Source organism: Pseudomonas duriflava, assembly GCF_007830155.1.
Classification (GTDB): domain Bacteria; phylum Pseudomonadota; class Gammaproteobacteria; order Pseudomonadales; family Pseudomonadaceae; genus Chryseomonas; species Chryseomonas duriflava.
In genome coordinates this window covers 162766-184307 of the sequence record NZ_VLKY01000009.1, presented here as the reverse complement: position 1 = coordinate 184307, position 21542 = coordinate 162766, and the positions used below count along the sequence as shown (strand labels likewise).

Here is a 21542-nt window from a genome sequence, read left to right as displayed (position 1 = left end):
ATGGATCTCCAGATCGAAGATTTTTACAAGGACGCTGCACGAGCCATGCTTGTCCTGTATCAAAACTTTCCGCGTAAAGCCACGCTTTATGTAGAAGACTTGATCGGCCGCGAGGAGCCCGACCAGTTCGGGCTTCCTAGCGCTCGGCATCAAAGTTGCTTTGGTGCTCTACTCTGGCTCGCCGATGAAGGTTATCTGCGCTATACCAGCACCCTGGGTTACGATGCATTGGATCAAGCCATCTTGACTGAAAAAGCGTTTCTTCGTCTTTCAGCAAGCCACCCTCATTTGCTAAAAGAAGCCGAGGCACTTCCTCCCTCTGTAAGACGTCAACGCTCTACGCTAGCCCAGCATCTACGGGAGGCCTTGGCCGAAAACGCTAGCGAGCGGTTAGTCTTGATTACCCGCTTGGTCTTCAGATCTAGCAGCCAAGCGACATAGTTTGAAATAGTCGTTTGATTGAATCAACATCAGGCGAACCTTATATACGCCGCATACAATCGGTTTTTCCTGTTAGGAGAAGTTTTACACCATGATGCGTATTCTGCTGTTCCTAGGCACTAACCTGGCAGTACTGCTGATTGCCAGCATTACGCTCAAGGTACTGGGAGTGGATCGTTTTACCGGCCAGAACTATGGAAGTCTGCTGGTTTTCTGTGCCGTTTTCGGCTTTGCCGGCTCGCTGTTCTCATTGTTCATTTCCAAATGGATGGCAAAGATGAGTACCGGCACGGAAATCATCAGCCAACCACGCACCCGACACGAACAATGGCTGCTACAGACTGTAGAGGAGCTTTCTCGTGACGCAGGCATTCGGATGCCTGAAGTTGGTATTTTTCCTGCCTACGAAGCAAATGCCTTCGCAACAGGTTGGAACAAGAACGATGCGCTCGTTGCCGTCAGCCAAGGATTGCTGGAGCGATTTTCTCCAGAAGAAGTTAGGGCGGTCCTTGCTCATGAAATCGGGCACGTTGCCAATGGCGACATGGTGACCCTCACGCTAATTCAAGGCGTGGTCAACACCTTCGTCATGTTCTTTGCTCGTATCTTTGGCAGTATTATTGACAAGACCGTTTTCAAGACGGAAGAAGGTCATGGACCAGCATACTATATCACCAGCATTGTGGCCGAACTGGTACTGGGTATTCTCGCAACCATGATTGTCATGTGGTTCTCACGATTCCGGGAGTTCCGTGCCGACGATGCCGGTGCTCGTCTCGCAGGCACAGGAGCCATGATCTCTGCACTGCAACGACTACGCGCTGAGCAAAATATGCAAAGCCAGCACATGCCAGACACCTTGACGGCTTTCGGCATCAATAGCGTCAAGAAAAGCGGTATTGCTCAATTCTTTATGAGCCATCCGCCGCTTGAAGAGCGTATCGAAGCACTTAGGCGCCGCCAGCATTAAGCATGACGTAATATTGAAGGCCCTGGTTTAACCGGGGCCTTTTCATATGCACCGCTCTGCCAGTCGATAAACAGCCCCCCTCTTTCAAAAAGAATCTCTGTTGCAGATGTATCGCATTGGCTTGCTAGACCGAGATATAGAGCCTATGCGGTGAATGCGAAAGCATGACCTTGCTGATATACTGCCCGCCGATTGTTGGGTCTTTAACCCAGGGATCAATTCGGGAAGGCTCCACTCTGGATCCACCCAGCGTACAGGCCTGAAACCTGGAACCGTCTTTCGGCATCTCCATTCGGGCCCGCTGAGCGCTCGAACTTGCTCCCCGATCTCGCGTTTTCATCTGCGCTCATGAGTGCCTTGTCGGCGTACTCGCTGGTTCTGCGCTCCACTATCTGCGCAATCGCTATGATACAGAGAGGATAACGTAACAAAATGTCCACAACGTCGAAGATCATTTATACGCTCACTGACGAAGCTCCTGCCCTCGCCACGTATTCCCTGCTACCGATCGTCAAAGCATTTACTGCATCATCTGGTATTGCTGTCGAGACTCGCGACATTTCGCTTGCAGGTAGAATTATTGCGACTTTCCCCGAGTACTTGAGCGATGACCAGAAGATTTCCGACCACCTGGCTGAATTAGGTCAGTTGGCCAAAACTCCCGAAGCCAACATCATCAAGCTTCCTAACATTAGCGCCTCCGTACCGCAGCTAAAGGCCGCAATCAAGGAATTGCAAGCGCAAGGCTATGCGCTTCCAAACTATCCGGACGAGCCCAAGACTGACGAAGAAAAAGACGTTAAATCCCGCTACGACAAGATCAAGGGCAGCGCTGTAAACCCTGTGCTACGTGAAGGCAACTCGGATCGTCGGGCTCCTCTCTCAGTCAAGAATTACGCCAAGAAGCATCCTCACAAAATGGGAGCCTGGAGCACTGACTCTAAATCCCATGTAGCCCACATGAGCAGCGGCGACTTCTATGGCAGCGAAAAATCTGCACTTATTAGCGGAGACGGCAGCGTCAGGATCGAACTGATCAAGAAAGACGGTAGCACTCAGGTTCTGAAAGAGAAGACAGCGGTCAAGACTGGAGAAGTCATCGATGCTGCTGTAATGAATGCCAAGGCACTGCGCAGCTATATTGAAACGGCTATTGCCGACGCCAAGGACTCAGGTGTTCTGCTGTCCCTGCACCTGAAAGCGACCATGATGAAAGTCTCTGACCCCATCATGTTTGGTCATGTTGTTTCCGTCTTTTATGCAGAAGCTTTGAACAAGCACGCCGAAACGCTAAGCCAGCTAGGCGTCGACCTTAATAATGGCCTGGGCGACCTCTACGCCAAAATCAAGTCGCTTCCGGAAGAGAAGCAAGCTGAGATTGAAGCAGACATCCAAGCCGTGTATGAAAAGCGCCCCGCGCTGGCTATGGTCAATTCGGACAAAGGCATTACCAATCTTCATGTCCCGAGTGATGTCATTGTGGATGCTTCAATGCCCGCCATGATTCGTGAGTCGGGCAAGATGTGGGGCCCGGACGGTCAGCTACACGACACTGTAGCCATGATTCCCGACCGCTGCTACGCAGGTCTTTATCAGGTTGTAATTGATGACTGCAAACTGAATGGCGCCTTTGATCCAGCGACCATGGGCAGCGTTCCCAACGTAGGCTTGATGGCGCAGAAAGCAGAAGAATACGGCTCGCATGACAAGACATTCCAGATTCCAGCAGACGGCGTAGTTCGCGTCACTGACGATAAAGGCCAGCTCCTGCTAGAACACACCGTTGAAGCAGGTGATATTTGGCGCATGTGCCAGACGAAGGATGCCCCGATTCGTGACTGGGTAAAACTGGCCGTCAACCGTGCCCGCGCCAGCAACACTCCTGCAGTGTTCTGGTTGGATCCTGCCCGAGCGCATGATTCGCAACTAATCGAAAAGGTAAAGACCTACCTAAAGGATCATGATACTAACGGGCTAGATATCCAAATCATGTCCCCAGAAGAAGCCACCCGTTTCTCCCTGGCCCGCATCCGTGAAGGTAAAGACACTATTTCTGTTACTGGCAACGTACTGCGTGACTACCTGACAGACCTGTTCCCGATCATGGAACTGGGTACTAGCGCCAAGATGCTATCGATCGTTCCGCTCATGAATGGCGGTGGTCTATTCGAAACCGGCGCAGGCGGCTCAGCGCCCAAGCACGTTCAGCAGTTCGTACAAGAAAACCACTTGCGCTGGGATTCGCTGGGTGAATTCCTGGCCTTAGCAGAGTCGCTCGACCATTACGGCAACGTAACTAATAACGCTAAAGCCAAACTGTTTGCAAAAACCTTGGACCAAGCGAACGGTAAGTTCCTCGACAGCAACAAATCGCCCTCGCGCAAGGTAGGTGAACTGGACAACCGAGGCAGCCATTTTTATCTGGCGCTCTACTGGGCTCAAGCTCTGGCAGAGCAAACGGAAGACAGTGCGCTGCAGGCCCAATTTACCAAACTGGCCCAGACACTTTCAGACAATGAAACCAAGATTGTCGAAGAGCTGAACACGGTACAGGGCAAGCCGGTAGAGATTGGCGGGTACTACCACCCGAACCCTGAACTGGCCAGCCAGGCGATGCGCCCAAGCGCAACGCTTAATGCGGCCTTGAACGCTCTTGCTAGCGCTTAAGTATTAGCCTTGATATAAACGAAGCCCCGGTTGATCCGGGGTTTCGTCTATCAGGCGCCCTAACACGAACCTGGATGGATTTATGGATTGGCATCCGCATGTAACAGTCGCTACCCTCATAGAAGACCAAGGCCGCTTTCTGTTTACCGAGGAACTGATCGAAGGCCAGATACGCCTCAATCAGCCTGCAGGCCATTTAGAGCCCAACGAGACACTCCTAGATGCCGCTATTCGCGAAACACTAGAAGAAACGGGCTGGGAAGTAGAGCTGACAGGTATTACAGGAATTTATTTGTATACAGCGCCAAGCAACGGCATTACCTATCAGCGCATCTGTTTTTCAGCAAGCCCGGTACGCCATCGATCCGATCACCCTCTTGATAAAGGTATCATCGGCCCCAAATGGTTGAGTCGAGATGAACTTCTTGGCGAAAAGCCCCGATGGAGAAGCGAGCTAGTTCTGCGATGCATCGATGACTACTTATCGAACGGCGCCTCTTCACTTGATCTGATACGCCTTTAAGCTCATCGCCGCAGCCTCACTGAGCCTGTTAAACTGTGCCTTTTTAGATAACTCTTCCTATGTATACGCCCTCTTCATCTCGCGTCATCGTTGGCATGTCCGGCGGAGTAGACTCCTCTGTCTCAGCTCTGCTACTGAAAGAACAGGGCTACCAGGTTGAAGGCCTGTTCATGAAGAACTGGGAGGAAGACGATGGCACCGAATACTGTACAGCTAAAGAAGACCTAGCCGATGCGCAGGCTGTCTGCGAGCGACTCGGCATTAAACTGCATACTGCGAATTTTGCGGCGGAATACTGGGACAATGTATTCGAGCATTTTCTCGCCGAGTACAAGGCCGGACGCACGCCCAATCCCGATATCCTCTGCAACCGGGAAATCAAGTTCAAGGCCTTTTTGGACTACGCCCTTCTGCTGGGCGCAGATCTCATCGCGACAGGTCATTATGTACGCCGGAGAGACGTTGAGAACCAGACTCAGCTACTCAAAGGCCTGGACGCCAATAAAGATCAAAGTTACTTCCTGCATGCTGTAGCAGGTGAGCAGTTGGCGCGCAGCCTGTTTCCGGTAGGCGAGCTGGAAAAGCCCGAAGTGCGAGCCATTGCTGAGCGACACGGTTTAGCCACGGCCCGTAAAAAGGACTCCACAGGCATCTGCTTTATTGGAGAACGTCGCTTCGCTGACTTCCTTAAGCAATACTTGCCGGCACAACCTGGCAATATTGAAACGACCGAAGGCAAAATCATCGGCAAACATCACGGGCTTATGTACCACACGATTGGTCAGCGGCAAGGATTGGGCATTGGTGGCATGAAGGACTCGAACGACGACCCTTGGTATGTCCTAGCCAAGGACCTGAACCGCAACGTCTTAGTCGTAGGCCAAGGGAATGAACATCCCTGGCTTTATTCGAAAGCCTTGACTGTTAACACGATGTACTGGGTAAACCCCATCGATCTCGCCCAGCCGCGAGCTTTAAAAGCCAAGGTGCGTTATCGCCAGCAGGATCAGGCTTGCATCCTGCATCAAACCGAAAGCGGTTACCGGGTCGTATTCGAAACGCCACAGCGAGCAGTTACGCCTGGTCAGTCCGTAGTGTTTTATGAAAATGACATTTGTCTGGGCGGAGGCGTCATCGAGCAAGCAGAGCCAGCTTACAAGGAGTTTTCAGCCGCATGAGCTCGATCCATGAACAACTCGTAGCATTGGGCGCAGTATTCGAAGCAGCTGTTCTTGTCGATCGCCTGGCGAAAACTGGGCAGATCAGCGAAGCTCCACTGGCCTGCATGCTAGGCAGCCTGCTAGCGCGCAACCCAAGAAATACCCTAGAAGTATATGGCGGCGACAGCGTCAATCTGCGTGAAGGTCTTAAAGCCCTATCCAGTGCCTTGGAACGCAACCCTTCAAGCCTGCAAAAGGAACCTCTGCGCTATGCTCTGACAATGATCGCTCTTGAGCGACGCCTAGAGCGCCGAGGTGACATGCTCGAACTCATCGGCAAGCGGCTCGATCAGGTGCAACAGCAAGTCCAGCATTTCGGACTGGTTCATGACAATGTAATAGCAGCCTTTGGCAGTATTTACGAAGACACACTCAGCACGTTTCGCCAGCGCATTCAGGTACATGGCGAGATGCGGCATTTACAGGTGCCCTCTAATGCAGCCAAGGTACGCACGTTACTACTGGCAGGTATTCGCTCAGCCCGCCTCTGGCGTCAACTAGGCGGGCATCGTTGGCAAATGGTATTTAGCCGTCGAAAACTGCTCGATGAACTTTATCCATTACTAAACAGCTAATCGGACAAAAGAACCGATCAGTCCCCAAGAAGGCGCTTTGGTGTATTCTATTGCGCCTTTTTCCTTTATGACTGTCGAGAATGCCCATGCAGCTTTCCTCGCTTACTGCGGTTTCGCCTATTGATGGCCGCTATGCCGGTAAGACCCTTGCCTTACGCTCCATTTTTAGCGAATACGGCTTGATTCGTTTCCGCGCCATGGTCGAAGTTCGCTGGTTACAGCGACTAGCCTCCCACGAGGCGATTGCCGAGGTAGCTCCATTCTCTAACGAGGCCAATGCGGTTCTTGAAAAGTTGGTTACCGAATTCAGCCTTGAGCAGGCTGAACGCGTAAAGGAAATCGAACGCACCACGAACCATGATGTAAAAGCCATTGAATACTTACTGAAAGAACAGGCTTCGACACTGCCTGAGCTTGAGGCTGTTAGCGAGTTCATTCATTTCGCCTGCACATCCGAAGATATCAATAACTTGTCCCACGCCTTAATGCTACGTGAAGGACGGGATACTGTATTGCTTCCCTTGATGCGCAACATTGCTCAGGCTATCCGTGAGCTGGCACATCGATTTGCCGACGTGCCTATGCTTTCACGCACACACGGGCAACCCGCCTCGCCTACAACGCTGGGCAAGGAAATGGCTAATGTCGTGTATCGCCTGGAACGCCAGATTCAGCAGATCGCCAACATAGAACTGCTAGGTAAGATCAATGGCGCCGTAGGCAACTACAACGCCCACCTTTCCGCTTATCCAAATGCAGATTGGGAAGCCAACGCCCGTGATTTTGTAGAGAAAGATTTAGGGCTGGCGTGGAATCCGTATACCACCCAAATCGAGCCGCACGACTATATCGCCGAACTGTTTGATGCCATTGCTCGCTTCAATACCATTCTGATCGACTTTGATCGCGATGTATGGGGCTATATTTCGCTGGGCTATTTCAAGCAAAAGACCATAGCCGGAGAAATTGGCTCATCAACCATGCCGCACAAGGTTAATCCGATCGATTTCGAGAATTCGGAAGGCAACCTAGGTATTGCCAATGCCCTGCTACACCACTTGGCCAGCAAGCTCCCCGTTTCCCGCTGGCAACGTGACCTGACGGATTCTACTGTTTTGCGCAACCTTGGCGTGGGGATTGCCCATGGCGTTATTGCCTATGAAGCGACCCTTAAAGGTATCAGCAAGCTTGAGCTTAACGCTCAACGCATTGCAGAAGATCTCGACAATTGCTGGGAGGTTCTGGCCGAACCAGTACAAACCGTTATGCGCCGCTATGGCGTGGCGAACCCCTATGAAAAGCTTAAAGAGCTGACCCGAGGAAAAGGCATCAGTGCGGAAGTTCTCCAGACTTTCATCGAGAGCCTAGACATCCCTGCTCAAGCCAAGGCGGAACTCAAGCAACTGACGCCTGCAAACTATATTGGAAACGCAGCTCAACAAGCCAAGCGCGTCTAACCAAGCCCAATCATTTATGCCCGGCTGTGCCGGGCTTTTTTATTTCAGAGAACGATAATGAACGCCGATCGCCCGTTGCAACTCCTGGGAGGGCTAACTGCCCGAGAATTCCTGCGTGATTACTGGCAGCGCAAACCCCTGCTTGTTCGCCAAGCCATCACTGACTTTGAAAGCCCGCTATCGCCTGACGAACTGGCTGGCCTAGCGCTAGAGGAAGAAGTCGAGTCGCGAATTATCACATCCGAAGGAAAGAACACCTGGCAATTACGCCGCGGACCTTTTGTAGAAGATGATTTCAGCACTCTTCCTGAGCAAGACTGGACGCTGCTCGTCCAGGCAGTCGATCAGTTTGTTCCTGAGGTTGCCGAACTACTGGAGCATTTCAGGTTTCTGCCCAGCTGGCGCATTGATGACATTATGATCAGCTACGCTACGCCAGGCGGTGGCGTAGGCCCACACTATGACAATTATGACGTCTTCCTTCTGCAAGGACATGGTCGCCGTCGCTGGAAAATAGGCCAACGCTGCACCAGTGATAGTACATTGCTTGAAAATACCGAAATCAAGGTTTTAGCCGAATTCGAGCAAAGTGATGAATGGGTTCTAGAGCCTGGAGACATGCTTTATCTACCGCCCCAAATCGCTCATGACGGCATTGCCGAAGACGAATGCATGACCTACTCGATCGGCTTCCGCGCCCCTAGCGCAGCCGAAGTGTTGACGCATTTTACGGACTTCCTAGCTCAATTCCTTCCAGAAGAGGAGCGCTATAGCGACGCTGGCAGCACACCTGTCATCGATGATCCACATAAAATTCAGCGGGATGCTCTAGATCGTCTGAAGTCACTGATCAGTGAGCACATGAATGATGAAAGAATGATGCTGGCCTGGTTTGGTCAATTCATGACAGAGCCGCGCTACCCTGAATTAATTAGCGGCGAAACACTGGAAGACGATGAGCTCACACAGACTCTTTCCGAAGGCGCCTTACTGGTACGCAACCCTAGTGCACGCCTAGCCTGGTGCGAGATGGAGGGGGATCTAATGCTATTTGCAAGCGGACAGAGCCGACTGTTACCCGGGCATCTCCAAGAGCTGTTGAAATTGATATGCTCAGCGGATGCGCTGCATCAGGAAAACCTGGGCCGCTGGCTACAAGACGAAACAGGCCAGGAGCTGGTGCGCGAACTAGTTAGACAAGGCAGCTTGGTATTCGCTGATGAGTGAAACCTCTATCCGTTTGGCGGATTGGAAACGTGACAACAAGCTTTTGCGACAAATACGGGAAACCGTATTTGTTCAAGAGCAGGCCGTGCCACCAGAAATGGAATGGGACTCTGAAGATGACCAGGCAGTACACTTCCTTGCACTCGAAGGCGAGTATGCCATTGGGACGGCCCGCCTGCTTAAAGATGGGAAAATAGGCAGAGTGGCTGTTTTAAAGGACTGGCGGGGCCTGCAAATAGGCTCTGCTCTCCTGCAGGCAGTACTTGCTGAAGCAGAGCGCCTCGGCATGCATCGGCAAACATTAAGCGCTCAAATTCCGGCCATTGCGTTTTATGAGCGCTTTGGTTTCAGCGTAACCAGCAAGGAGTATCTAGAAGCTGGTATTGCCCATGTAGACATGACACGTTATAGCCCACCAGTACTCGAGCCGGCCTTACACCTGGAGAAACAAGAAGTCCGCTTCGATACTGCTGAAGCCGCCGCTGAACATATATTGGCCTTGCTAAATCAGGCTCGGCGCACGATTTGCATTTATACCCCTGATCTTGAGCCCCTGCTGTATAACCGTAGCGACATTGAGCATTCCCTTACTCGCTTCTTACTCGCTCACCCTAGAAACCAAATTAAACTATTGGTCAAAGATACTAGTCCGGCTATTAGGCGAGGTCATCGGCTTATTAATCTATCGCGACGCTTGAGCAGTAACTTTTATATTCGCAAATGCTCTCCAAACTACCCAGCAGAAGAACTTGCCTATCTGCTTGTCGACGATAGTGGGCTAGTCATCCGGAAGAATCCCCAGCTATACCACGGTGTGGCCTATTATTCAGCCAAACGCATCGTACGCCTACAACAAAACCGTTTCGACATGACGTGGCAAACTGCCGTGTCGGATCCAAACATGAGAAGCCTGTTGTTATGAGACGCCTCCAATCGCTTACCCTATTCGCCATGCTCTTAAGTGGAGCTTTTTCGGCCCAAGGCGCAGTACGAACAGAAATCGTTGCACTTAACTATCGCACTGCGGATGAGTTATTACCGGTCATACAGTCTTTATTAGGCAACGAAGGCAAGGCAAGCGCATATGGGAATCAGCTGATCATCAATACCGAAGCCAGCAAACTCAACGAAGTCAAAGATTTGCTCCTTCAGCTTGACACCCCGCCGCACCGGCTACTTATTAGTGTCGATACGCGCGCTTCAGGTGAAGACAGTGATCAGGGATATACCATCAACGGGAACATAGGCCGACAGCACAACAGTCAAACTAGAATCATCAGCCGCAGCACAGGCAGCCAACAAGACGGCATTCAACAAGTACAGGCCACTGAAGGCACGCCAGCAAGAGTGCATATAGGCCAGAGCATTCCAGTTACTACAACCGAGATCGATGGTTATGGACGTCCATATACCCGCATGGAATATCGTGATGCCAATCGTGGTTTTTATGTAACTGCCAGCCTGACGGGCAATATTGTTCACCTCTCAATTGAGGGAGGAAACGACACAGCTGATCGCTACAACCCCAATATTATTAATACTCAATCTACGCAGACACGAGTAAGCGGACGACTTGGAGAATGGATTACTCTGAGCGGGTTCAGTCAAAATGCCTCAAGCACTGACGAAGGAATCTTATATAACTACTCTACTCAAGGCCGCTCGGATACACAGTTACGTGTAAAAGTTGACATAACTGACTAACGCACCTATGCGCTCTATCAAGCTTGCTAACAGCCAAATGGCCAAACTATTTTAAAGATATCTTCCTCTACCGCCAGGCAGGCTTCTTGCTCGTCGCTATAAAGCAGTAACGCTCCAAGCCGTTGCAGGCTTACGCCTTATATGCCCTGTTTTATATCTACGACTTTTGTAGTGTTTTTTACTTTATAATAACTACAAAACCTATTGATACCTCACATTCAGCAAGGCAATCTAGCCTCGCTACCGCATAAAAGCCATTCTAATGGCTTGAATATGCGCATCAGGCGACTCCCTGAGGCAGAAATGCAGCATAAGCCTAAAAGGCGCTACATGAAGAATCGCCAAGATCAATGCGGTGCGCTATGCATTCCTAGAGCTGGGCGTCGATGAAGGGGTCATCGTAGCGCGAACTGACTCACTTGGCGCCGGCCTTACAAAACAAATAGCTGTTAGTAAGCAGCCGGGAGACCTAGGGGATCAATACAATAGCTTCTTGGACTGTGAAGAAATTAGCTCAAAGGAGTTAAAAATGGCGATGTCATTATCAACCGTAATGGCAAGCTGTTGCGCCCTAAACGCCTAGCAAGCGGCCTGTTCCAGTTCCGTAAAGGCAGCGGCTAAGATCGGGGTATCTTGGACTGCATCACTTCCCTTCAGAATGGTGCAGATTTTTTATGGATCGAGACAGAAAAACCTCATATCGGCCAAATTAAGAGCATGGTCGATCGCATCCGCGAAGTCGTTCCAAGTGCAAAACTGGTTTACAACAATAGTCCGTCCTTCAATTGAACATTGAGCTTCCGCCAACAAGTGTTCGACGCCTTACTGGCTGAAGGCAAAGACGTATCTGCCTATGATCACAATCAATTGATGAGTGCTCATTATGATGATGCTGAACTGACTCGCATAGCCGATGAAAGAATCCGCACATTCCAACAAGATAGCGCCTGTGAAGCCGGTATCTTTCATCATTTGATTACCCTACCAACCTACCATACTGCCGCCCTCTCCACTGACAATCTAGCCAAAGGCTATTTTGCAGAAGAAGGCATGCTGGCCTATGTCAAAGGCGTACAACGCCAAGAGATTCGCCAAGGCATCGCCTGCGTCAAACATCAAAACATGGCTGGATCCGATATGGGCGATGACCATAAGGAATACTTTGCCGGCGAGGCAGCCCTAAAGGCGGAAGGCAAAAACAATACGATGAATCAGTTCCATTAAAAGTCTGTAATAGATCTCATCAGCATCCTACGACACCACTGGGATGTTGGTGAGATTATTTACTATAGCCGTTCCACTGCTTTTCAAATGCGACTCTATAGGGACACTTACTTAATAGAGAACAAACAAATAAATATTAATGATAATCAATATTATTTAACTGAATTCGAATGTTTTAATAGAGATCAATAATTGACGAAAGTCATTTGAATGAATCTTTTTTGGTCAAAAAATTTACACCGATGTTATTCAGGCATAGAATTCCCTCGCCACTTGCGACCTCATGTCGCAGGATGAGTTAAAGATTTTTCTAGCAAAAATATAAGGACCTTGAGCAATGTCTGACACGACCGGTCTTCTGGCTCACAACTGGAGTTTCGCCATTTTCTTGTTGGGTGTGGTCGGTCTGATAGGATTCATGCTTGGGGTTTCGAGCCTGCTAGGCAGCCGAGCTGTTGGCCGCAGCAAGAACGACCCTTTCGAATCGGGTATCGTTTCTACCGGCGGGGCACGCCTACGCCTCTCCGCTAAATTCTATTTGGTCGCGATGCTGTTCGTGATCTTTGACGTCGAAGCACTCTTTCTCTTCGCTTGGTCCGTTTCTGTCCGGGAATCTGGGTGGGCTGGATTTATCGAAGCTACAGTTTTTATAGCAATTCTGTTGGCAGGTCTTGTCTACCTGTGGCGGATCGGGGCGCTCGATTGGGCTCCTGAAAGCCGTCGCAAGCGGCAGGCGAAGCTAAAACAATGAGGCTTTGGCAATGCAATACAAACTTACCAGGATCGATCCTGATGCTGTAGTGGAGCGCTATCCGGCAGGAACACGTGAAATCGTGCCGGATCCCTCCGAAGAGCAAGCCCATAAAAGTGTTTTTATGGGTAAGCTGGATGACGTTCTGCACAACACAGTCAACTGGGGCCGCAAGAACTCCTTATGGCCTTATAACTTCGGCTTGTCGTGCTGCTATGTGGAAATGACCACAGCATTTACAGCACCCCATGACATTGCTCGTTTTGGTGCAGAAGTTATTCGAGCATCACCTCGTCAGGCTGATTTCATGGTGGTGGCCGGAACCTGCTTTATCAAGATGGCCCCGGTCATTCAGCGCCTGTATGAGCAGATGCTTGAGCCCAAATGGGTTATCTCCATGGGCGCATGTGCCAATTCCGGTGGAATGTATGATGTCTACTCGGTTGTCCAAGGCGTGGACAAATTTCTACCCGTAGACGTTTACATCCCGGGCTGCCCTCCTCGTCCCGAGGCATTCTTGCAAGGCCTCATGCTTTTGCAGGACTCGATTGGCGAGGAGCGTCGTCCCCTTTCGTGGGTAGTTGGCGAACAAGGCATCTACCGTGCCGAAATGCCAGCTCAACGAGAAGAACGGCGCGAACAGCGTATTCAGGTTACCAACCTGCGCAGCCCCGACGAAGTGTGAGCCTCCTGGCTCACACATGACGTTGACCGATAGCGACGGATAATCATGACTGCAGACACTGCTCTGTCCGCACCCCTGCATGCTGCCCAAGATGAAGGTGTAGTGGGTGAACTTAAGGCACGCTTCAGCGCTGATATGCTGATTGTTCAAACCACTCGTACGGGCATGCCCGTGGTGTGGGTGCCCCGTGAAAAGCTTAAAGAAGTACTGACCTACCTGCGTAATCTGCCGCACCCTTATGTCATGCTGTACGACCTGCATGGCATGGACGAGCGGCTACGCACTCAGCGCCGCGGTTTACCGCCAGCTGACTTCACCGTGTTTTATCAGCTGATGTCCATCGAGCGGAATAGCGATGTGATGATCAAGGTCGCGCTGTCGATTAACGACCTGACTCTGCCTACCGTAACGGACATCTGGCCGAACGCCAATTGGTACGAACGTGAAGTCTGGGACATGTTCGGTATCCGGTTCGACGGCCACCCCCTACTCAAGCGGATGCTGATGCCTGATAACTGGCAAGGCCATCCGCTACGTAAGGACTATCCAGCCCGAGCTACGGAGTTCGACCCCTATGCCCTGAACGCGGCCAAGCAGGACCTGGAGCAAGAGACTCTGCGCTTCAAGCCTGAGGAGTGGGGCATGAAGCAACAGAGCGATACGTCTGACTTCATGTTCCTGAACCTGGGCCCAAATCACCCGTCCGCCCACGGTGCCTTCCGCATAATTCTTCAGCTGGACGGTGAAGAGATCGTCGACTGTGTTCCCGAGATCGGCTATCACCACCGTGCAGCCGAGAAAACTGGCGAACGTCAGTCCTGGCATAGCTATATCCCCTATACCGACCGGGTTGACTACCTAGGCGGTGTGATGAACAACCTTCCATACGTGCTGGCGGTTGAGAAGCTTGCTGGAATTACCGTTCCTGCGCGGGTTGAAGTGATTCGTATAATGATGTGCGAATACTTCCGCATCATGAGCCACCTGTTGTTTTTGGGTACCTATATCCAGGACGTAGGCGCCATGACGCCAGTCTTCTTCGCCTTTACAGATCGTCAGCGTGCCTACAAGGTCGTAGAAGCCATTACCGGCTTCCGGATGCACCCGGCCTGGTTCCGTATCGGGGGCGTCGCACATGACTTGCCGCGCGGCTGGGACAAGCTGGTCAAGGAATTCATCGATTGGTTACCCAAGCGCCTTGATGAATACGAAAAATCGGCGATCCGCAATAGTATCCTCAAGGGCCGTACGGTCGGCGTAGCGCAATACAATACTGAAGAAGCATTGCGCTGGGGCGTTACCGGACCGAATTTGCGCGCGACCGGCCTGAGCTACGATATGCGCAAGGCACGTCCTTACTCTGGTTACCAGAACTTCGAATTCGAAGTACCGATAGCCCATAACGGTGATGCCTATGATCGCTGTCTGGTTCGCATCGAAGAAATGCGCCAAAGCCTGCGTATCATTGATCAGTGCCTAAAGAACATGCCAGAAGGCCCGTTCAAGGCGGATCATCCGTTGACCACCCCGCCACCTAAAGAACGCACGCTACAGCACATCGAGACCCTGATTACTCACTTCCTGCAAGTATCTTGGGGCCCTGTCATGCCTGCCAATGAATCCATGCAGATAATTGAGGCGACCAAGGGGTTAAATAGTTATTACCTGACGAGCGACGGCAGTACGATGAGCTACCGTACCCGCATTCGTACGCCCAGTTTCCCGCACTTGCAGCAGATCCCTTCGGTGATCCGCGGCAGCATGGTGGCGGACCTGATTGCCTACCTTGGCAGTATTGATTTCGTCATGGCCGATGTGGACCGCTGATCATGAGCACACTGATTCAAACTGATCGTTTTGAGCTGAGCGAAACTGAACGCTCAGCCATTAAACATGAAATGCATCACTACGAAGATGCCCGTGCAGCTTCCATCGAAGCGCTAAAAATTGTTCAAAAAGAGCGGGGTTGGGTTCCGGACGGCGCTATCTATGCCATCGGAGAAATTCTTGGTATCCCAGCTAGCGATGTAGAAGGCGTTGCAACTTTTTACAGCCAAATTTTCCGCCAGCCGGTAGGACGTCACATCATCCGCGTTTGCGACAGCATGGTCTGTTATATCGGCGGACATGAATCAGTACTAGGTCAGATACAGCAACAGCTCGGTATTAGCCTAGGACAAACAACCCCGGACGGCCGCTTCACGCTGTTACCGGTCTGTTGTTTGGGCAACTGCGACAAAGCACCTGCTCTGATGATTGATGAAGACACTTATGGCGACGTTCAGCCGACCGGTGTTGCCAAACTGCTGGAGGGTTATGTATGACGCTTACCTCCGAGGGACCCGCGAATAAAATCGCCCGTACACCCGAAACTCATCCTCTTACCTGGCGCTTGCGCGATGACGCAGCACCAGTTTGGCTTGAGGAGTACACTGCCAAAAACGGCTACGGCGCTGCTCGCAAAGCACTGTCGGACATGGCTGCTGCAGATATTGTCCAAACGGTAAAGGACTCCGGACTCAAGGGCCGTGGCGGCGCAGGATTCCCTACCGGTGTGAAATGGGGCCTGATGCCTGCTGATGAAAGCCTGAACATTCGTTACTTGCTCTGCAATGCTGACGAGATGGAGCCCAACACCTGGAAGGACCGCCTGCTCATGGAGCAGCTGCCACACCTTTTGGTGGAAGGGATGATCATTAGCGCACGTGCGCTCAAGGCCTATCGTGGCTATATCTTCCTGCGCGGCGAATATGTGGATGCTGCAGCTAACCTCAATCGTGCCATTAAAGAAGCCAAAGCAGCCGGATATCTAGGCAAAAATATCTTTGGCAGTGGCTTCGACTTTGAGCTGTTCGTTCATACCGGTGCCGGCCGCTACATCTGTGGCGAAGAAACAGCGCTGATCAACTCGCTTGAAGGTCGCCGCGCCAATCCTCGCTCGAAACCCCCCTTCCCTGCTGCCGTTGGCGTTTGGGGCAAGCCGACCTGTGTGAATAATGTCGAAACCCTATGTAATGTGCCAGCCATCGTTGCTAATGGCGTCGATTGGTACAAATCATTAGCCCGAGAGGGTAGCGAAGACATGGGCACCAAGCTCATGGGCTTCTCTGGCAAGGTTAAGAATCCAGGTGTTTGGGAGCTACCTTTCGGCATACCCGCTCAGGAACTGTTTGAAGATTACGCTGGCGGCATGCGCGACGGCTACACACTGAAAGCCTGGCAGCCCGGTGGTGCAGGTACCGGCTTCCTGCTGCCTGAGCATCTCTCTGCCCCCATGTTCGCTGGCGGTATTGCTAAAGTTGGTACGCGTATGGGTACAGGCCTTGCCATGGCGGTAGACAATACCGTCAACATGGTCTCGCTATTGCGCAATATGGAAGAGTTCTTTGCTCGTGAATCATGCGGGTGGTGTACCCCCTGCCGCGACGGTCTGCCCTGGAGCGTAAAACTTCTACGTGCTTTAGAGCGCGGTGAAGGCCAAAGCGGCGATATTGAAACATTGTTGCAGCTATGCAATTTCCTTGGCCCAGGCAAAACATTCTGTGCTCATGCACCAGGTGCAGTCGAGCCGCTGGCCAGCGCAATCAAGTATTTCCGTAGCGAATTTGAGGCGGGCGTGAAGAAGGCTCCGAGCGAGCCCCACCCTTCCACTGTAGAAACGGTCATTTGATTTATATGCCGACCCTTCGGGGCTCGGCCATTGTTGCCATCCAAACGCCTCTCGCGAAGACGGCAACACCGTGATTCCAATAGCCACGCCTGCGGTAAGGCTGTGGAGAGGCTCGAGCCTCTCCAGGCCCCCCGGCAAATGAAGACTGAAGAACCATGGCCACTATCCACGTAGACGGCAAAGAATACGAAGTCGACGGTGCGGACAACCTCCTCGAGGCTTGTCTTTCCCTCGGTCTCGATATTCCCTATTTCTGCTGGCATCCAGCGCTCGGTAGCGTTGGTGCCTGCCGACAGTGTGCGGTCAAGCAGTTCGCTGACGAGAACGACACCCGCGGTCGTCTCGTCATGTCCTGCATGACGCCTTCAACGGACAAGACCTATATTTCCATCGATGACCAGGAAGCCAAAGACTTCCGTAGTAGTGTTATCGAATGGCTAATGACCAACCATCCTCACGACTGTCCGGTTTGTGAGGAAGGAGGCCATTGCCACCTGCAAGACATGACTGTGATGACAGGTCATAACAAGCGCCGTTATCGCTTTACCAAGCGCACGCACCAGAATCAGAACCTGGGTCCATTCATTTCTCATGAAATGAATCGCTGTATCGCCTGCTACCGCTGTGTGCGCTACTACAAGGACTATGCCGGTGGTACCGACCTAGGCGTTTATGGCGCTCATGACAATGTGTATTTCGGCCGCGTCGAGGAAGGCACACTGGAAAGCGAATTTTCTGGAAACCTGACAGAAGTCTGCCCAACAGGTGTTTTCACCGACAAGACTCATTCCGAGCGTTACAACCGCAAGTGGGACATGCAGTTTGCACCAAGCATCTGTCATGGCTGTTCGTCTGGTTGCAATATCAGCCCCGGTGAGCGTTATGGCGAACTCCGCCGTATTGAAAACCGCTACAACGGCTCTGTTAACCATTATTTCCTATGCGACCGTGGCCGCTTCGGTTATGGCTATGTAAACCGTAAGGATCGTCCTCGCCAGGCGCTGGTGCGTAATGGCTCGCTCAATGCTGGGGTGGATGCTGCACTGGATAAAGCTGCCGAACTATTGCGAGGACGCAAGGTAATCGGTATCGGCTCTCCCCGTGCCAGCCTGGAAAGTAACCATGCACTACGCGAGCTGGTAGGTGCAGAAAACTACTACAGCGGCATGGCCAAGCATGAGCTTGAACATGTTCGTCTTGTACTGGATGTCTTGCGTAGCAGTCCTCTCCCGGTACCAACCATCCGTGATATTGAACACCACGACGCTGTACTGGTATTAGGTGAAGACCTGACCCAGACGGCGGCCCGTGTCGCCTTGGCAGTCCGTCAGGCAGCCAAGGGCAAGGCAACCGATATCGCAGCGGCAGCTCGCATTCCTGAATGGCACAAGGCGGCTGTCCAGACTATTGGACAATCCAGCAAGAACCCCGTGTTCCTGGCCAGCCTGGCTGAGACACGCCTGGATGACATCGCTGCACAGACTATTCACGGTGCGCCGGAAGATCTGGCTCGCTTCGGCTTTGCATTGGCTAACGCTCTGGATGCTTCCGCTCCAGCAGTAGAAGGCCTGAGTGATGAAGTGACTGAACAGGTCAAGCTGGTCGCCGACACATTGCTGAATGCCAAGCGACCTTTAATTATTTCTGGTACTTCCCTGGGCTCACGCGCGCTGATCGAAGCCGCTGCCAATATCGCAAAAGCGTTGGCGCTAAAGGAAAAGGCTGGCTCGCTGAGCCTGGTCGTTCCGGAGGCTAACAGCATGGGGCTGGCTATGTTCGGCGGCGAGTCGGTAGACGATGCCTTCGATGCATTAATTTCTGGCAAGGCCGATGCGCTGGTCGTGTTGGAAAACGACCTGTTCCGTCGTGCCGACGGTGCACGAGTCGAAGAGGCGCTGAAAGCAGCTAAAACACTGATTGTGCTGGATCACCAGCGCACAGCTACTGCTGAGCGCGCCGATCTGATACTGCCAGCCGCAAGCTTCGCCGAAGGTGACGGTACCCTGATCAGCCAGGAAGGCCGTGCTCAGCGCTTCTTCCAGGTCTATGAGCCTACTTACTATGATCCAAGCAGCCTGATTCGTGAAGGCTGGCGCTGGCTGCATGCCTTACACAGTACATTGCAAGGCAAGGCTGTTGACTGGACACAGTTGGATCAGGTTACTGAAGCATGTGCCGCAAGTAATCCGAGCCTGGCGGGCATTCGGGATGCAGCGCCTAGCGCGTCCTTCCGTATCAAGGGTCAGAAGCTTTCCCGTGAGCCTCACCGCTACAGCGGTCGCACTGCAATGCGCGCCAACATTAGCGTTCATGAGCCGCGTACGCCACAGGATATAGACTCTGCCTTTGCCTTCTCCATGGAAGGCTATTACGGCAGCGCAGAACCTCGTCAGCAGATTGCGTTTGCCTGGTCTCCTGGCTGGAACTCGCCGCAAGCCTGGAACAAGTTCCAGGATGAGGTAGGCGGACATCTGCGTGCGGGCGATCCTGGTATCCGCCTGATCGAGCCTTCTGGCGACCGCTTGAATTGGTTCAATGCCATTCCGGCAGCCTATGCGGCTCAGGCGAACCAGTGGAAAGCCGTACCGATCCATCATTTGTTCGGCAGCGAAGAAACCTCTGCTCGCTCGGAGACTTTCCAGGAGCGTATCCCCGAGGTTTACGTCGCGCTTGCAAAAGCTGATGCAGACCGTCTAGGTGTCAATCCTGGTGCCAAGGTCAGCGTCACGATTGCTGGTCAGGCGCTAAGCCTGCCGCTAATGGTCAAGCCTGGCCTGGCGGCTGGCCTGATCGGTCTGCCGGTAGGGTTTGAAGGCATTCCAGCCCGCCTGGCGGGTCTTACCATCGATCGCGTCCAGGAGGCTGCGCAATGAGTTGGCTAACCCCTTCCGTCATCGCCATTATCCTGGCCGTCGTGAAGGCCATCGTGATCCTGCTTGCCGTCGTTATTTGCGGCGCGCTGCTCAGCTGGGTCGAGCGTCGTCTGCTCGGCCTCTGGCAAGATCGTCACGGGCCAAACCGTGTCGGTCCTTTTGGTGCCTTCCAGCTGGGCGCCGACATGATCAAGATGTTCTTCAAGGAAGACTGGACGCCGCCGTTCGCGGACAAGATGACGTTCATGCTGGCGCCTGTCATTGCGATGAGCGCCCTGCTGATTGCCTTTGCTGTCGTCCCGATCACGCCAACCTGGGGAGTGGCAGATCTGAACATTGGCTTGTTGTTCTTTTTTGCCATGGCAGGTCTGGCGGTCTATGCCGTACTGTTTGCTGGCTGGTCGAGTAATAACAAGTTCGCCCTTCTAGGCAGCATGCGTGCCTCGGCACAAACGGTGTCTTATGAAGTATTTATGGGCCTTTCGCTCATGGGCGTCGTGGCCATAACCGGCTCCTTCAACATGCGCGATATTGTTGAAGCACAGCACCAGGGCATGTGGTTCATCATCCCGCAGTTCTTTGGCTTCTGCACCTTTCTGATTGCAGGCGTTGCGGTAACTCACCGCCATCCCTTCGATCAGCCTGAAGCCGAGCAGGAATTGGCGGACGGTTACCATGTGGAATATGCCGGCATGAAGTGGGGTATGTTTTTCGTAGGCGAATACATCGGTATCGTGCTGGTGTCCGCTCTGCTCGTCACGCTGTTCTTTGGCGGCTGGCATGGTCCGCTGCTGCCACCCTTCATCTGGTTCGCCTTGAAGACTGCGTTCTTCATCATGCTGTTCATCTTGCTGCGGGCTTCTATTCCGCGTCCGCGCTATGACCAGGTAATGGCGTTTAGCTGGAAGGTGTGCCTGCCGCTAACCCTGATCAATCTGCTCGTCACCGGAGCGGTGGTTTTATATAACGCCACCCCTGCCGTGGTTCACTGAGGAGAGCCGCCATGTTCAAAGAAATTATCAATGTCGTGCATGGCACATGGACTCAGCTGCGAAGCGTGCTGATGATCTTTTCCCATGCCTTTAGAAAGCGTGACACGTTGCAATACCCTGAGGAGCAGGTTTACTTGCCGCCCCGCTACCGTGGCCGGATCGTCCTGACCCGCGATCCTGACGGGCAAGAACGTTGTGTAGCCTGCAACTTATGTGCGGTTGCCTGCCCGGTAGGCTGTATATCTCTGCAAAAAACCGAAGCAGAAGACGGCCGCTGGTATCCAGAGTTCTTTCGTATCAATTTCTCACGCTGCATCTTTTGCGGCATGTGTGAAGAGGCGTGTCCAACTACGGCTATTCAGCTAACGCCGGACTTCGAAATGTGCGAATACGAGCGTCAGAACCTGGTGTACGAGAAGGAGCACCTGCTCATCTCTGGCCCTGGCAAATATCCGGACTACAACTTCTATCGCGTCGCCGGTATGTCCATTGCGGGCAAACCCAAGGGTGCTGCGGAGAACGAGGCCGAGCCGATTAACGTCAAGAGCCTGCTGCCCTAAGGA

General features: G+C 52.4%; 18 protein-coding genes and 2 pseudogenes. All 20 read left to right on the top strand.

Going from position 1 to position 21542, the window contains the following annotated elements; all coding sequences use genetic code 11:
* The 20 genes and pseudogenes from IQ22_RS14540 (at position 1) to nuoI (ending at position 21539) form a co-directional block, all read left to right on the top strand.
* The gene (locus IQ22_RS14540) at positions 1-441 is read left to right on the top strand and encodes a hypothetical protein (RefSeq protein WP_145143345.1); all 441 of its coding nucleotides are present in this window, start codon (positions 1-3) and stop codon (positions 439-441) included.
* Positions 442-532: 91 nt separating this feature from the next.
* A complete protein-coding gene (htpX, locus tag IQ22_RS14535; RefSeq protein ID WP_145143229.1) occupies positions 533-1411 on the top strand; it encodes a protease HtpX in 879 nt (292 codons plus the stop codon).
* Between the two features lie 432 nt (positions 1412-1843).
* Positions 1844-4078, top strand: a complete 2235-nt coding sequence (locus IQ22_RS14530; RefSeq protein WP_145143227.1) for an NADP-dependent isocitrate dehydrogenase — start codon at positions 1844-1846, stop codon at positions 4076-4078.
* Between the two features lie 82 nt (positions 4079-4160).
* Positions 4161-4601 carry an NUDIX hydrolase gene (locus IQ22_RS14525; protein WP_145143225.1) on the top strand — a complete coding sequence of 147 codons (441 nt, stop codon included), beginning with the start codon at positions 4161-4163 and terminating at the stop codon, positions 4599-4601.
* Positions 4602-4660: 59 nt separating this feature from the next.
* Positions 4661-5779 (top strand): tRNA 2-thiouridine(34) synthase MnmA, encoded by a 1119-nt coding sequence (gene mnmA / locus IQ22_RS14520; RefSeq protein WP_145143223.1) that lies wholly within the window; start codon positions 4661-4663, stop codon positions 5777-5779.
* Positions 5776-6396, top strand: a complete 621-nt coding sequence (hflD, locus tag IQ22_RS14515) for a high frequency lysogenization protein HflD (protein ID WP_145143221.1) — start codon at positions 5776-5778, stop codon at positions 6394-6396. Before mnmA ends, hflD begins: the two co-directional genes overlap by 4 nt.
* A gap of 86 nt (positions 6397-6482) precedes the next feature.
* The gene (gene purB, locus IQ22_RS14510) at positions 6483-7853 is read left to right on the top strand and encodes an adenylosuccinate lyase (RefSeq protein WP_145143219.1); all 1371 of its coding nucleotides are present in this window, start codon (positions 6483-6485) and stop codon (positions 7851-7853) included.
* A gap of 57 nt (positions 7854-7910) precedes the next feature.
* Positions 7911-9080, top strand: a complete 1170-nt coding sequence (locus IQ22_RS14505; protein ID WP_145143217.1) for a ribosomal protein uL16 3-hydroxylase — start codon at positions 7911-7913, stop codon at positions 9078-9080.
* Positions 9073-9492: pseudogene (locus IQ22_RS23570) on the top strand (GNAT family N-acetyltransferase); the annotation flags it as partial. The gene IQ22_RS14505 and the pseudogene IQ22_RS23570, both read left to right, overlap by 8 nt.
* Positions 9478-10002, top strand: coding sequence for a DUF7931 domain-containing protein (locus IQ22_RS24300; RefSeq protein WP_483247337.1), 525 nt, complete (start codon positions 9478-9480; stop codon positions 10000-10002). The pseudogene IQ22_RS23570 and the gene IQ22_RS24300, both read left to right, overlap by 15 nt.
* Positions 9999-10784: a secretin N-terminal domain-containing protein gene (locus tag IQ22_RS14495; protein WP_145143213.1), complete on the top strand. Its 786-nt coding sequence runs from the start codon at positions 9999-10001 to the stop codon at positions 10782-10784. Before IQ22_RS24300 ends, IQ22_RS14495 begins: the two co-directional genes overlap by 4 nt.
* 337 nt (positions 10785-11121) lie before the next feature.
* A pseudogene (locus tag IQ22_RS14490) lies at positions 11122-12008 on the top strand (isocitrate lyase); the annotation flags it as partial.
* A gap of 337 nt (positions 12009-12345) precedes the next feature.
* Positions 12346-12759: an NADH-quinone oxidoreductase subunit A gene (locus IQ22_RS14485; protein WP_145143211.1), complete on the top strand. Its 414-nt coding sequence runs from the start codon at positions 12346-12348 to the stop codon at positions 12757-12759.
* Positions 12760-12769: 10 nt separating this feature from the next.
* Entirely contained in the window at positions 12770-13444 is a 675-nt protein-coding gene (locus IQ22_RS14480) for a NuoB/complex I 20 kDa subunit family protein (RefSeq protein ID WP_145143209.1), read from the top strand.
* A gap of 45 nt (positions 13445-13489) precedes the next feature.
* Positions 13490-15271 carry an NADH-quinone oxidoreductase subunit C/D gene (gene nuoC / locus IQ22_RS14475; protein ID WP_145143207.1) on the top strand — a complete coding sequence of 594 codons (1782 nt, stop codon included), beginning with the start codon at positions 13490-13492 and terminating at the stop codon, positions 15269-15271.
* Positions 15268-15768 (top strand): NADH-quinone oxidoreductase subunit NuoE, encoded by a 501-nt coding sequence (nuoE, locus tag IQ22_RS14470; protein WP_208733643.1) that lies wholly within the window; start codon positions 15268-15270, stop codon positions 15766-15768. The genes nuoC and nuoE overlap by 4 nt, the downstream gene beginning before the upstream one ends.
* Entirely contained in the window at positions 15765-17114 is a 1350-nt protein-coding gene (gene nuoF / locus IQ22_RS14465; RefSeq protein ID WP_145143202.1) for an NADH-quinone oxidoreductase subunit NuoF, read from the top strand. Before nuoE ends, nuoF begins: the two co-directional genes overlap by 4 nt.
* A 155-nt stretch (positions 17115-17269) precedes the next feature.
* A complete protein-coding gene (gene nuoG / locus IQ22_RS14460; RefSeq protein ID WP_145143200.1) occupies positions 17270-19987 on the top strand; it encodes an NADH-quinone oxidoreductase subunit NuoG in 2718 nt (905 codons plus the stop codon).
* Positions 19984-20979 (top strand): NADH-quinone oxidoreductase subunit NuoH, encoded by a 996-nt coding sequence (gene nuoH, locus IQ22_RS14455; protein WP_145143198.1) that lies wholly within the window; start codon positions 19984-19986, stop codon positions 20977-20979. The genes nuoG and nuoH overlap by 4 nt, the downstream gene beginning before the upstream one ends.
* An 11-nt stretch (positions 20980-20990) precedes the next feature.
* A complete protein-coding gene (gene nuoI, locus IQ22_RS14450; protein WP_145143196.1) occupies positions 20991-21539 on the top strand; it encodes an NADH-quinone oxidoreductase subunit NuoI in 549 nt (182 codons plus the stop codon).
* The last annotated feature ends 3 nt before the right edge of the window (positions 21540-21542 follow it).

Excerpts from the sequence above, each read along its gene's own strand:
- mnmA (WP_145143223.1), top strand. The coding sequence starts at position 4,661 with ATGTATACGCCCTCTTCATCTCGCGTCATCGTTGGCATGTCCGGCGGA.
- IQ22_RS14485 (WP_145143211.1), top strand. The coding sequence starts at position 12,346 with ATGTCTGACACGACCGGTCTTCTGGCTCACAACTGGAGTTTCGCCATT.
- IQ22_RS14530 (WP_145143227.1), top strand. The coding sequence starts at position 1,844 with ATGTCCACAACGTCGAAGATCATTTATACGCTCACTGACGAAGCTCCT.
- nuoG (WP_145143200.1), top strand. The coding sequence starts at position 17,270 with ATGGCCACTATCCACGTAGACGGCAAAGAATACGAAGTCGACGGTGCG.
- IQ22_RS14525 (WP_145143225.1), top strand. The coding sequence starts at position 4,161 with ATGGATTGGCATCCGCATGTAACAGTCGCTACCCTCATAGAAGACCAA.
- nuoC (WP_145143207.1), top strand. The coding sequence starts at position 13,490 with ATGACTGCAGACACTGCTCTGTCCGCACCCCTGCATGCTGCCCAAGAT.
- IQ22_RS14495 (WP_145143213.1), top strand. The coding sequence starts at position 9,999 with ATGAGACGCCTCCAATCGCTTACCCTATTCGCCATGCTCTTAAGTGGA.
- IQ22_RS14480 (WP_145143209.1), top strand. The coding sequence starts at position 12,770 with ATGCAATACAAACTTACCAGGATCGATCCTGATGCTGTAGTGGAGCGC.
- htpX (WP_145143229.1), top strand. The coding sequence starts at position 533 with ATGATGCGTATTCTGCTGTTCCTAGGCACTAACCTGGCAGTACTGCTG.
- IQ22_RS24300 (WP_483247337.1), top strand. The coding sequence starts at position 9,478 with ATGACACGTTATAGCCCACCAGTACTCGAGCCGGCCTTACACCTGGAG.
- hflD (WP_145143221.1), top strand. The coding sequence starts at position 5,776 with ATGAGCTCGATCCATGAACAACTCGTAGCATTGGGCGCAGTATTCGAA.
- purB (WP_145143219.1), top strand. The coding sequence starts at position 6,483 with ATGCAGCTTTCCTCGCTTACTGCGGTTTCGCCTATTGATGGCCGCTAT.
- IQ22_RS14540 (WP_145143345.1), top strand. The coding sequence starts at position 1 with ATGGATCTCCAGATCGAAGATTTTTACAAGGACGCTGCACGAGCCATG.
- nuoH (WP_145143198.1), top strand. The coding sequence starts at position 19,984 with ATGAGTTGGCTAACCCCTTCCGTCATCGCCATTATCCTGGCCGTCGTG.
- IQ22_RS14505 (WP_145143217.1), top strand. The coding sequence starts at position 7,911 with ATGAACGCCGATCGCCCGTTGCAACTCCTGGGAGGGCTAACTGCCCGA.
- nuoI (WP_145143196.1), top strand. The coding sequence starts at position 20,991 with ATGTTCAAAGAAATTATCAATGTCGTGCATGGCACATGGACTCAGCTG.
- nuoF (WP_145143202.1), top strand. The coding sequence starts at position 15,765 with ATGACGCTTACCTCCGAGGGACCCGCGAATAAAATCGCCCGTACACCC.